The 11,668-nt window shown below is 51.3% G+C and carries 10 protein-coding genes and 1 tRNA gene; 3 read left to right on the forward strand and 8 right to left on the reverse strand.

All coding sequences use genetic code 11. The annotated features are described in order from the left end of the window. Window positions 1-359 precede the first annotated feature (359 nt). Window positions 360-1,337 (reverse strand): hypothetical protein, encoded by a 978-nt coding sequence (locus HMPREF2981_RS10355; RefSeq protein ID WP_048751995.1) that lies wholly within the window; start codon window positions 1,335-1,337, stop codon window positions 360-362. A gap of 194 nt (window positions 1,338-1,531) precedes the next feature. Between HMPREF2981_RS10355 and HMPREF2981_RS10360 the strand changes: the two genes are divergently transcribed. Together HMPREF2981_RS10360 and HMPREF2981_RS10365 are read left to right on the forward strand one after the other, a co-directional pair. Beyond that, entirely contained in the window at window positions 1,532-2,125 is a 594-nt protein-coding gene (locus HMPREF2981_RS10360) for a methylated-DNA--[protein]-cysteine S-methyltransferase (protein WP_048751996.1), read from the forward strand. Between the two features lie 98 nt (window positions 2,126-2,223). After that, complete coding sequence (locus tag HMPREF2981_RS10365; RefSeq protein ID WP_070627649.1) at window positions 2,224-2,928, forward strand: DNA-3-methyladenine glycosylase I; 705 nt, start codon at window positions 2,224-2,226, stop codon at window positions 2,926-2,928. 109 nt (window positions 2,929-3,037) lie between these two features. Here HMPREF2981_RS10365 and HMPREF2981_RS10370 read toward each other — a convergent pair whose 3' ends face one another. The 3 genes from HMPREF2981_RS10370 to HMPREF2981_RS10380 form a co-directional block, all read right to left on the reverse strand. Continuing rightward, window positions 3,038-3,433 (reverse strand): DUF1304 domain-containing protein, encoded by a 396-nt coding sequence (locus tag HMPREF2981_RS10370; RefSeq protein WP_070627647.1) that lies wholly within the window; start codon window positions 3,431-3,433, stop codon window positions 3,038-3,040. Between the two features lie 185 nt (window positions 3,434-3,618). Beyond that, entirely contained in the window at window positions 3,619-5,277 is a 1,659-nt protein-coding gene (locus HMPREF2981_RS10375) for an L-lactate permease (protein WP_004004354.1), read from the reverse strand. A 618-nt stretch (window positions 5,278-5,895) separates the two neighbouring features. Continuing rightward, window positions 5,896-5,969 (reverse strand) — tRNA-Pro (locus tag HMPREF2981_RS10380). A 290-nt stretch (window positions 5,970-6,259) separates the two neighbouring features. On the opposite strand from HMPREF2981_RS10380, the gene HMPREF2981_RS10385 reads away from it, so the two are divergent. Further along, complete coding sequence (locus HMPREF2981_RS10385; RefSeq protein WP_004004353.1) at window positions 6,260-6,859, forward strand: NAD(P)H-dependent oxidoreductase; 600 nt, start codon at window positions 6,260-6,262, stop codon at window positions 6,857-6,859. 93 nt (window positions 6,860-6,952) lie between these two features. Here the strand turns inward: HMPREF2981_RS10385 and der are convergent, their stop codons facing one another. The 4 genes from der to HMPREF2981_RS10405 all read right to left on the reverse strand — a co-directional run bounded on the left by der (window position 6,953) and on the right by HMPREF2981_RS10405 (window position 11,668). Next, window positions 6,953-8,542: a ribosome biogenesis GTPase Der gene (der, locus tag HMPREF2981_RS10390; protein WP_004004352.1), complete on the reverse strand. Its 1,590-nt coding sequence runs from the start codon at window positions 8,540-8,542 to the stop codon at window positions 6,953-6,955. Between the two features lie 92 nt (window positions 8,543-8,634). After that, window positions 8,635-9,360, reverse strand: a complete 726-nt coding sequence (cmk, locus tag HMPREF2981_RS10395) for a (d)CMP kinase (RefSeq protein WP_037230797.1) — start codon at window positions 9,358-9,360, stop codon at window positions 8,635-8,637. Between the two features lie 98 nt (window positions 9,361-9,458). Continuing rightward, window positions 9,459-10,595, reverse strand: coding sequence for a prephenate dehydrogenase (locus HMPREF2981_RS10400; RefSeq protein WP_037230796.1), 1,137 nt, complete (start codon window positions 10,593-10,595; stop codon window positions 9,459-9,461). Then, complete coding sequence (locus tag HMPREF2981_RS10405) at window positions 10,595-11,668, reverse strand: pseudouridine synthase (RefSeq protein WP_048777725.1); 1,074 nt, start codon at window positions 11,666-11,668, stop codon at window positions 10,595-10,597. Before HMPREF2981_RS10405 ends, HMPREF2981_RS10400 begins: the two co-directional genes overlap by 1 nt.

The following is an 11,668-nucleotide window of genomic DNA, read 5'->3' on the forward strand; positions in this document are numbered from 1 at the left end:
TGACAGAGTTCAACTCCGGCACCATCGCACTTGATATTGATGATTATCCTAGACGCTGGCAATTTGGGAGGCAGAGTCCCCTAATACATTGACAAACTATGCTGTCGAGTAGTTAAGCCACTGGATATAAGGTATACCGTTTGGATTTTAAGAGACAACTCTACTTAGCCAAGTACGAAGCATAGGAACCTCGTTCGGGGCAACCGTTGCGATAATGCGTTCACAATCTGCACTAGTTAAAGCTAAATAATCTAAGGATAGAAATATCCCGTACACTTCCTGCATCTTCGTAGGGTAAAAGCGTACGATATGCAGGAAAGTGTACGGGATACGAGTCTATCATCGCAGGATTCGCAGGGTTAACTAGAGATGCCCTCAGGTTCTTCAAGCATCTCTGCACGTAGTTTTGCATCACGTTTACGCACGCGACGAGCATTGTATTTATGCCCTACGGGGTAGAAAAAATAAAGTCCCACAAGAATAAAGAGAGAAATCATCATAATACTCGTGAATATTCCAGAGAAAACTCCGGCGCTCCCCTTTTCTGCAATATCTTTTGCAATATTGTTCATGACCGATCCTGGCAGAGTCATTCCGCACAGAACGTAAAGACAAAATTGCCACCATTGGTAACGCACAAAATTTCTACGGAGAGCATAGGTAACAGCGGATTGCAATTCGGTATATCGCATTCTGAGGTTTTGCGGTGCCCGCTGAATATCCTGAATGCGCCTTAGTGCCTTGGATGCTTCAAGAGCGGCTTCGTAGGAAACGAAAACCGGCTTACCCTCAAGCTCAATTGCGTGTGCCTCAGCAGCGCGCAAAAACAGGCTGGTCTGCGCATCAGCCAGAGAGGAATCGTCCTGTCCCTGCCGTCGCTTATGCGCGCTAACCGTCATGTTCTCAGCGGTATCGAATAACTTTGCGCGAGCCGATACATAGTTAGGTTCTAAGGGGTTCAACTCAATGAGTTCCCCATAACGATCGATCGCAGTTGCAATATGTCCCAGATCGACGGCAATAGCTGCTTCAAGTTCTAGAGCTTCCTCGTAGGTTACGGGAAACCCGGAATTGTATGCCAATCGTCGACGTGCTTGGATAACATTAAAATATGCGGTATTAAGTTCCCCTCTATACCGTTGAGCGCAAGCTAGTCCATATAAACCTACCGGGTCTTCAGGTGCTAAAACGTTGAGTTTTTGCGCAGCGAAATAAAGATTTATGTCATCACTATCATCAAGATAGTCAAGAACTAAATTACGCCAGTAATCTAGGTTTGGCACCGAATGTACGGTATGCGCGCCCACAGTTTTTTGCGGGTAAGTCAAGGAAGTCATCTTTGGGTCCCGAACATATGAGTGAAAGAGTGAGTATGTAAGTTTTATTTTACCCAAAATAACTAAAAAATTTAAAAACAACTATGTATTTTATATCATATTTTCATACAATAATATGCAATGTAAAGTTTTTCTACGTCATGTTTTCGCGGCAGAGTTTATGATTAAGGAAGTAAAAACACAAAGGAGCTGTCATGAGCGAGAAGAAACTTAAAGCACCACAAGAACTCATTAACAACACAGCAAAACGCTGGCACAGCCTCATCGACAGCCCAGTAGGACGCCTTTATCTTGCAGCAAGCACCAAAGCTCTTACCGGGCTTTGGTATGAGGAACAGACACATTTTCCTATACCAGACGAGCTCGGTGAGTTTATTCCAGACCCCTCGGCAATCGCTGCAAACAGCGAGCCAGCGCCTGCAGCGAGCATCCTTAAGCACACCACTCGCGAACTGCAGGAGTATTTCGCCGGCAAACGTACAACCTTCACAATTCCTTTAGCGCCTGAGGGAACAGATTTTCAGCTCATGGTATGGGAATATTTATGTTCAGTCCCCTACGGATACACCACAACCTACGGAACCATCTCACATGCCGTGGGACCAGGCGCACCCGCACAGGCGGTCGGACAAGCTGTTGGGCACAATAAAATTTCAATCATCATCCCTTGCCATCGCGTTTTGGGGTCTAATGGCAAGCTCACCGGCTACGCAGGCGGGCTCGACCGCAAACAGTTCCTTCTCGACCTCGAAGAACCTGCAGAAATTCGCGAGGGTCGACTCTTTTAGGCTCTCGACTATTTTATCGAAATAATATTCTATATTTGCCTTCCAACTGAATCTCTATATACTATACTAGTACATATTTACGATATTAGGAGGTAGCCATGTCGTCAGATGATTCTGCGAACGCTGTCGCTTCTGGCAAAGTCGAAACGAGCGCAGACCGAAAATATCCTGCTTGGGTACGTCATGATCTTGAACGCGACTACTACGATAAGGAGTGGGGCATACCTATCACCCATGAAACCGGGGTGCTTGAACGGGTTTGTCTCGAAGGGTTTCAGGCCGGTCTTTCATGGTATACGGTCTTAGTCAAAAGGCCAGTGTTTCGGGAAGTCTTTGCCAACTTTCTTCCTGAAAAGCTTGCAGCATTTACAGACGATGATGTTGAACGATTGCTCCACGATAAACGTATCATTCGGAATAACCTCAAGATTCGTGCCACTATCTCAAATGCGCGCCTAACTCTTGACCTACGCGAGCGTGCAGCTGCTGGAGACGAGTCATTAGCAGGATTTTACCTCCCAAACGGGTTATGGGTTGAACCTGGTTTACCCGCTTTTATCTGGTCTTTCCTTCCCGAAAGCACTATTACTCCGAAAACTCTTGAGGAGGTTCCTACGCAAAATGATGTCTCTGCAGCTATGTCGAAAGCATTCAAGAAGCTCGGAGGCAAATTTTTGGGTCCAACCAGCTGTTACGCCTTAATGAGTGCCGTTGGTATGGTGGATGCGCACCTACTGGACTCACACCGGCGTGGATCATCAGGATTATTCACTCCCGAAGGAGAACTGCGCCGGGGCTCATAGATATAAAGGGTTTTGGTTAAAACGAAGAGATTCCTGCCTCGCCTGCTGAAAGGCGAAAGCAGAAACCTCTACTGTGTGGCTAGTTGGGTCTTGTTTTTAAAGCCCTGCGTTATGACACCATCGTGAAAAGCAATATGAGAGATAGGATTGGCGGCACACACTGGATAAGCGCAGGTTTACGCTTATCCGGTGAGGTCGAGAAGAGATAAATTCCCGCGACGGCCATCGAACCTAGACCGGCAAACATGAGGGCGATGCCAACTTGAGGCAGACCACCAACCCAGAACGCTAACAGGCCGGTTGCTGCAATCCAGGCCAGCATGAGATTGTAGAGCCCTTGATTTGCAGCCATTTCTTTGGAGGCTTCGGCAAATTCTTCCGTGGTACCGAAGGTATTCCGACCCCGAGGTTTAGTCCACAGGAAAGTCTCAAGAATCCAGATATACACGTGAATAGCGATGGACACGAATGCGAAGACCGTGACGACGCTTGCCAAGGTAGACATTGCTATTTCCTCTTTCTCGAAGGTAGTCGGTAAATCAAGCACCAATTCTACTATCTCATCGTCATAATCCGTAAGACAGCCAAGGCTCAAGGATAAACAAGAGGAACCTCCTCCCACCTACATACAGAATACGCCAGCTCATACCTCGTTCGAGGCACAAGACTGACGCATTCGGGGGGTATGTGCTAGTGGACGACGAGCGACAGCAGGTATACCCACACGCAGGTCAGCACCAGCAAAATAGCACTGTACTTGATCGCCATTGAGGTGATCTTCGACTCCTGCCCAGAGCTTTCCACAGCTGCGGCCGCAATAGCGATAGACTGCGGCGAGACGATCTTCGCCATCACACCACCGGCGGTATTTGATGCCACCAGCAGGGTTGGGTTCACGCTGATCTGGTGAGCGGTAGTCGATTGCAGACCCGCGAAGAGAATATTGTTGTTAACCACCGAACCGGTCACAAACACACCGATCCAGCCGATAATCGGCGAGAAGAGTGGGAAGAACGTCCCTACCGTCGCAACGGCCAGTGCGATGGAAGAGATCATACCCGCATAGTTCATCACGTTAGCAACTGACATCACAAGGCAGATCATAATGATGGGCGTCTGTAGCTGTTTCCAAGCACCGCCCAGCTCTTCGAAAGCGGCCTTCCAGCTGATAGAGGAGAACAGCACGGTAATAATAACAGCCACAAGGATAGCGGTACCCGAGGCTCCCAGAATATTCCAGGTGAAGACGGCTTTCACAGGGGTCGGGTTTTTAGCAATAGGAGCCACCTGCTCGATCGCCCCATGAATACCAGGAACATTGACAAGGATATTAGTGAAACCTAGGGGGCCATCGCTCTCCCCTGCTTTAGCTGCTTTAGCGAATACCGGTTTTAGGACCGTAGACCAGAGCAGAATTGCGACGGACAGGTAGATGAATGGGCTCCAAGCCTTGAATATTTCACCGGAGGTATGCTTGGTCTCGCCTTGTGCTTGCACTTCCTCCAGGGAGGGAGCGGTAGGCTCACGGAAAATATGCTTGGGTTGCCATGCGCGCATGATGAGAGCCAAAACGATCAATGATAGAAGCGGCGGAATAATATCAACCAGCTCAGGGTTTCCCAAGGTCAGTAGCAGAAGGGATTGTCCGCCAGAGTAAACGGCACCAACTATCAGAGCCACCAAGCCGGTTTCGCGTAACCCGCGTATCCCGTCTTGGATAACGACCATGAGCACTGGGATAAGCATCGCAAAAATCTGCAACACAGGAACCATATTTGCCGATAATTCGGCCAGAGGAATACTGCCTTTTTCGGCGCCGGTGCTGACCGGAATACCGATAGCACCGTATGCACCGGAAGAAACGTTAGCAACCAGCGCGAACATTGCGGCCTTGAGCGGGTTAAACCCGAGGCTGACCAGCAAAGCCGCACAAATTGCGATCGGAATACCGAACCCTGCCGCGCCTTCAAGAAATCCACCGAAGCAGAATGCGATCAGCAGCATCTGGATACGCTGGTCAGTGGAGATGGCCGAGATAGAGGAGCGAACAATGTCGAAGTGACCGGAACGCACTGTAATGCGGTATAGCCACACCGCCATGAGCACGATCCAGCCGATAGGCCATAGGCCAGCCAAGAAACCATAAAGGATTGAGCCCGCTCCAGCGCCGGGTGGCAGCCCAAATACGAAGATTCCGATACCGAGTGCGAGTGCGAGAGAAATAATCGCCGCTTTGATACCGCTGAGTTTGAGAATGGTTAGTCCAAGGAGGAAGAAGACAATGGGGATTACCGCTACTAGTGCTGAGAGCATAGTGGAATTGAGCGGGTCATATACCTGCTGCCACATGGTTTTTCCTTTCCGCGACATACGCGGTTCTTAGTGGTCACTGCGTACCGCTAATGTGGATTAACGTGGGTTCATGAACTTTTACCCAAGATCCACGGTTGCGATTCTGTGGTTTTTGGCCATGAAAGCCAGTGTGTGCGGATGTTGCTTCCACACTGCGCTACCAGTACCTCTTTGTAGTGTCAAGGAATTTACCTTGGCAGACCAGCTGTAGACACCTCATCCACTCCAAAATATACCACTATCGACAGAATAATTCGCAAGTATTCCCACTCAAAGACAGGAACATCATAGTTGTACTTTCACCTAAAGCGTATTCTTGCCTAGTGAAAGCCATAATACGCAAAGCATACGAATCGAGAGAAAAAACGATATTGATTCGCGAAATAATCTATCCAAGAAGGAGCTTGCAGCGACATCGCCCTCACAGATCTAAAGAATGTTCAGATGCGGTAAAAAAATACGAGAGTAGCAGCTCAATAACCAAGACGGGGATTACCCGTACCACGGCAGAGCTTAACAAAAAACGGCGTTGTAGACAGAAAACAGCGATATACGATAAACCCAATAATAAAAACGCTCCAATCGATAGTTTTACCGATTAGAGCGTCTTCTGCGTCGGGTTGACAGGATTTGAACCTGCGACCCCTTGACCCCCAGTCAAGTGCGCTACCAAGCTGCGCCACAACCCGATGTACATCACACTATTATGTACCGTGTTTCCAGGAAATCCCTGCGAACACTCGAATAACTATACCCCAGGTTCTCACCCCGTGCAACTTAGAAAACGCGAAAATACTGGATTTTTCGCTGCCGCTCAATATATATTCCACGCAGACGACTAAGGGAACTTTGAGAACATAGCGTCTCTTCAGAATGCTTGGATTCCTGCCAAAGCCCTGCTTGCATATGGGCTACTGCGATGACAGTGTTAAAACACACTGACTCTTCACAGACGCTACAGATTTTTAGAGAGGGCATCATGAAAAACCTCATTATTTTCGATCATCCCTACACTGCCGAGGCTTGGCGTAATATCCCCCATCAGCGGTCTTTTTGCGCTGCCCTATGCAAGAATATAACCGATAAACTTGAGGCACGCGGCAACGAGGTCGATCTTCTTGATCTACATGCCGACGGTTTCGACCCGGTCATGCGAGCAGAAGACCTTGCTAACTGGCGTCGTGGTAATCCCATCACTAACCAGATAGCGGACTATCAGGCGCGTGTAAAATCCGCAGATCGCTTGATCTTTATCTTCCCTATCTGGTGGGATTCTATGCCCGCCATGACCAAGGGCTTTATCGATAAAGTCTACGCCAAAGATCTGCTGTACACACAGCCTAGCGAATACCGGCTTGTCACTACGCTGAATCACGATACCGAAATCGTTCTTGTAACCCCGCTCGGTATGCCCTTGCCCATATACAAATACATCATGCGAGCGCCCGCCGTCAGAATTTTCAAACAAAGTATTTTCCGGAAGACCGGGATCAAAAATTTCCGGTGGCTTCCTTATGCGCGGGTAGACAAAATGACAGCTGAGCAACGCGCCCAGTTACTCGCAAACGTACCGTTTTAGATGAGCGCGACGAATTAGCCAAGGGAAGCATAAGCACCCCACCAAAGATACAAAGGGTGGGGTAGTTATGCTCGTTCACGTTTGGGTAGCACGTTAGCGTTTGCGTGAGCCCTTGCCGCCCTTTTTCGCTTTGCTTCCCTGACGGTCCCCGAGAGAGCGGCGTTCGCGTACGCGCATCGAAATTTCGATCGGCGTACCTGTGAACTCAAAGGTTTCACGCAGGCGGCGCGTGATAAAACGCCGATACCCCGGGTCTAAAAACCCGGTTGTAAAGAGCACAAACTTCGGCGGGCGTGAAGACACCTGTGTACCGAACAGGATGCGCGGCTGCTTACCGCCACGCAGCGGATGGGGATGGGCCGCCGCCAATTCGCCTAAGAAAGCGTTCAGTCGCCCGGTTGGGATACGCGAATCCCAGGATTCCAGCGAGCGTTCCAGGGCGGGAACCAGCTTATCTTTATGCCATCCGGTTTTTGCCGAGATATTCACGCGCGGAGCCCATTTCACATGTGCCAGGTCGCGGTCAATTTCGCGTTCGAGCATGTCGCGGCGTTCCTCATCGAGGGTATCCCATTTGTTGAAAGCCAGCACCATGGCGCGACCGGAGTCGATCGTGGTCTGAATGATGCGCACATCCTGCTCGCTCAGCGGTTCAGAAACATCCAGAAGTACGACTGCGACTTCGGAGCGTTCCAGGGCTGTCTGGGTGCGGAGTGAGGAATAAAATTCGGCGCCTTTCGCCATATGCTGGCGACGGCGAATGCCCGCCGTATCGATGAATCGCCACGGGTAGCCGCCCAACTCAATAACCTCATCAATAGGGTCGCGTGTAGTACCCGCGAGATCGTTCACGACGGCGCGTTCGGAACCCGCTAGTTTGTTCAGCAGCGAGGATTTACCCACGTTGGGGCGGCCGATAAGTGCCACACGGCGAGGTCCGCCCGGAGCCTCGGGCTGCGCGTACTGGGAGTGTTCGGGCATAACCTCTAGAAGCTCGTCGAGGGCATCCGCCAGGCCACGACCGTGCAAACCCGAAACCGGGAAGGGCTGTCCCATGCCCAGCGACCACAGGCTGTAAATTTCCGGTTCCAAGTGGGAATCGTCGATCTTATTTGCCATCAGAATGATGGGCTTCTTGACACGGCGAAGCATACGCACGATCTGTTCGTCTGAGGCGGTAATTCCCACGCGTGCGTCCACAACGAGGATGACAACATCGGCCTGCTCAACCGCAATCTCCGCCTGATCCGCTACCTGAGCATCAATACCACGAGCATCGGACTCCCAGCCGCCGGTATCGACGAGGGTAAAGCGTTTGCCAACCCATTCGGCTTTATAGGAGACGCGGTCGCGAGTCACGCCCGGCTTATCTTCTACCACGGCTTCCCGACGCCCCAGAATGCGGTTAATAATGGTGGATTTTCCCACGTTGGGGCGCCCCACGATAGCTACTACAGGATCGGCGAATTGTTCGTCTTCTTCGTCAAAGTCGAAGCCCCAAGCGCCAAGAAGGGCACGGTCTTCTTCATCAAGGTCATAGTCGTCGAGTCCTTCCAGAAGAGCCTGCGCACGCGCTTCTGCGGTTTCGTCGTCAATATCGGCTAAACGTTCGGTGAGGTCATCTTCTCCGCCGCCTAGGTATTTGTCTTCGTAGTCGTCGCGGGTAGCGTCGTTCTCAACCATGCGCCGTCCTTTCTTCTGCGCGAACGCCAGCTTAAGGCTTGTCCTAGCAGCTTTAATTTCTCACTAGTATGTTCGCTGTCTTTTCAAGTATTTTATGCGGTCTCGGTCCCTGCAGAGGCATCCCGTGATGCCTGTCGTTTCGCCTTCACCTGTGCATTAACAGCATTAATAACTGCTGATACGGTCTCGTTAAAATCCAGATCCGAGCTGTCTACCAGGGTTACACCGGGGGCGGCTTCCATAAAATTGTTTACCTTAGAATCCTGGGTATCGCGTTCAGAGATCTGCTGCGTAAGGTCGCCGGACTCTCCTGATTTTTCGGTGTTCTCTAGTCCACGGCGTGCCATGCGCACCTCTTCCGATGCGGTTAGCAGTATGCGTGCATCTGCATCCGGTGCCACCACGGTTGTAATATCTCGCCCCTCCGCCACAATACCGTTGACCGCCTGGTTGATCGTCCAGCGTTGTAGCTCGATGAGGTATTCACGAACGGCAGGCACAGAGGCTACGGCAGAGACCGCACCAGAAATTCGTTCAGTGCGGATTTCCTCGCGAATATCGGTGGTGCCCATCAAAATTTCTTCTTCTTTGATATTGGTTCCGAAGACGAGCGGCATCTCTTGCACAGCTTTCCCGATAGCATCTTGGTCAGCAAGATCAATATCGAGTTGAAGTACACGATAGGTTGCGGCACGATACATAGCGCCTGTGTCTAGATACGCTAACCCGAAATGGCGTGCGACTTCTTTTGAGACCGATGATTTTCCAGAACCTGACGGTCCATCGATCGCGATCGTAAGTTTAGGGTTCTCATGCATAACATTACTTTCTGTCTGCGAGGGGTCCCGCATGTTGAGTGTCAAAATAATCTTGAATATCCAGGCTTACGGGGGGGGTAACTGCTGAGGAACGCCAGCTATTTTACGACTTTCCAGCCTCGTTCCGTAAGCCCGTCTACCAAATAGTCGTGTTTTGCTGGGTTTACCGAGACCTCAGCCATGCCGACGGGCGCGCCCGTGGAGTGCTCCAGCCGCAAATCTTCAAGGTTAATCCCCAAGTCGCCAATATCTGCCAGCATCCGTGCCAAAGTTCCGGGCTCATCATCAACCAAAACGGTGAGGGTCGCAAAAGCCGTCGGAACTCCGCCGTGTTTACCGGGGATGCGCGCCACACCGGCGTTGCCTTCGCTCATCAGCTGCGCAAGATCAAGCCTGGCGCCCGATGCCAAAGGATCTTCCAATGTTTCAATCAGACGGTTTAAATCTTCTCGCACACCATAGAGGCTCTTCACGATAGGTGCTGCGTTCGCCGCAAAAATCTGCACCCAGAGTGCAGGGTCGGAAGCAGCAATGCGAACCGTATCGCGAAGCCCTTGCCCCGCTAAACCAAGCGCATATAAGGGAGTTTCCTGCAGCCGAGTCGCTAGCAGGGAGCTCATAGCCTGCGGCAGATGGGAAATCAACGCAACCGTTTCGTCGTGTTCTTCAGCGCTAAGAGTCGTCACGAAAGAGCCAAGCTCTACCGCAAGGGCGCGCACTAATCGCACGCACTCGATACGTGCATCGTCATGTTCGCAGATAATCCAGGGACGCGCCTGAAAAAGCTCCCCACGCGCCGCAACCGGGCCGGTCTTTTCACGCCCAGCCATCGGGTGCGAACCAACGTATCGTGAAGCATCAACATCAGAGGCGAGTACCTGTTCTAAAGGCTGTACTTTAACGGAGGCAATGTCGGTCACGGTAGCGCCCGCATATCCGGGGCTAGGCGCATACTCCCGCAATGCCTGTATGCAAAGTTTTCCGGCTATATCCGGCGGAGAAGCCACAACTACCAGCTGCGGGGTGAAAGACTCACGCTCATCGGGCTCAAGGGTATCGAGCCGGGTTCCTGCTCCAATATCTTCGGCGACGGCTTCAACGGTGGGCGAAATATCTTGCAGATAAACTTCAAGCCCCGCAGCACGCAAACCTAGCCCGATAGATGCACCCAATAGGCCAGCCCCTACCACGAGGACCGGTCCTTCCAGCATGGGGGTCATAGTTGTTTCTGTCATTACATCTCCACCGAAGCAAGCAGATGCCCAATTTCGACTTTAGAAAGATTACGAATGGTCCCTTGCTTCTGCGATCCGATACGAATGGGACCCATCTGTACACGAACAAGTTTCTCCACAGGATACCCCACGGCTTCAAAGAGGCGGCGCACAATACGGTTCTTACCCGAGTGAATGGTCACTTCAATCAGCACATGGCCGGGCGCCGAATCCACAAGTTTAAAGGAGTCCACCCTCGATACGCCGTCTTCAAGGCGAATACCTTTCTTCAGCTCAGCGCCAATACCTGATTCTACTGGACCGCGCACCTGCACCAGATACGTTTTGGGTACCTCATACGAAGGATGTGTTAAACGGTTTGCGAGCTCGCCGTCGTTAGTAAGAAGCAGCAGACCCTCGGTTTCCACGTCTAATCGTCCCACATGGAAAACACGCTCATTCATAGAGTCACGTAGAAAATCTTTAATGCAGGAGCGGCCATCGGGGTCTTCCATCGTGGAAACGACGCCAGCAGGTTTATTGAACGCCATGTAGATGAGCTTTTCGTTAGTCTGCACGGTCATACCATCAACCTGCACAATCACATCGGCAGGATTAACACGCACCCCCAGCTCGGTCACGACCTCACCGTTAACGGTCACTCGTCCTTCCGTGATCATCTCTTCACATACACGACGCGATGCAACACCTGCCTGCGCCATCAATTTTTGCAGACGTACACCGTCGTGATCATAGAAATCAAAATGATCCACAGGCGCATTACGGGGACGGCGCGGGCGATGTGGCCCAGAGTAGTTATTTACCCTGTATTCGCCGCGCTCATGTGGGAAAGCTTCGCCGGAACGATAGGGGCGATGCGGTGCCCGCCTATCCCGCTTGGAAGCACCCGCGCCGTGGCTACGCGCGGCGCGTGGAGACCCTGATGTACCGGATTTAGGCTTTGCGCCGCCTGAAGTTTTGCCACTAAATTTACCGACTCGGGTTGAGGAGCTAGCGCCCACGCCATTACGTTTCGCGCCGGGTCGAGGTTTCCGCGACCCGGGGTTTTTACCGCGAGAGTTTCCATATGCCAT

It is taken from the genome of Rothia sp. HMSC069C01, from assembly GCF_001814655.1.
In the GTDB taxonomy this organism is placed as follows: domain Bacteria; phylum Actinomycetota; class Actinomycetes; order Actinomycetales; family Micrococcaceae; genus Rothia; species Rothia dentocariosa.

Excerpts from the sequence above, each read along its gene's own strand:
- HMPREF2981_RS10355 (WP_048751995.1), bottom strand. The coding sequence starts at position 1,337 with ATGACTTCCTTGACTTACCCGCAAAAAACTGTGGGCGCGCATACCGTA.
- HMPREF2981_RS10360 (WP_048751996.1), top strand. The coding sequence starts at position 1,532 with ATGAGCGAGAAGAAACTTAAAGCACCACAAGAACTCATTAACAACACA.
- HMPREF2981_RS10365 (WP_070627649.1), top strand. The coding sequence starts at position 2,224 with ATGTCGTCAGATGATTCTGCGAACGCTGTCGCTTCTGGCAAAGTCGAA.
- HMPREF2981_RS10370 (WP_070627647.1), bottom strand. The coding sequence starts at position 3,433 with ATGTCTACCTTGGCAAGCGTCGTCACGGTCTTCGCATTCGTGTCCATC.
- HMPREF2981_RS10375 (WP_004004354.1), bottom strand. The coding sequence starts at position 5,277 with ATGTGGCAGCAGGTATATGACCCGCTCAATTCCACTATGCTCTCAGCA.
- HMPREF2981_RS10385 (WP_004004353.1), top strand. The coding sequence starts at position 6,260 with ATGAAAAACCTCATTATTTTCGATCATCCCTACACTGCCGAGGCTTGG.
- der (WP_004004352.1), bottom strand. The coding sequence starts at position 8,542 with ATGGTTGAGAACGACGCTACCCGCGACGACTACGAAGACAAATACCTA.
- cmk (WP_037230797.1), bottom strand. The coding sequence starts at position 9,360 with ATGCATGAGAACCCTAAACTTACGATCGCGATCGATGGACCGTCAGGT.
- HMPREF2981_RS10400 (WP_037230796.1), bottom strand. The coding sequence starts at position 10,595 with ATGACAGAAACAACTATGACCCCCATGCTGGAAGGACCGGTCCTCGTG.
- HMPREF2981_RS10405 (WP_048777725.1), bottom strand. The coding sequence starts at position 11,668 with ATGGCATATGGAAACTCTCGCGGTAAAAACCCCGGGTCGCGGAAACCT.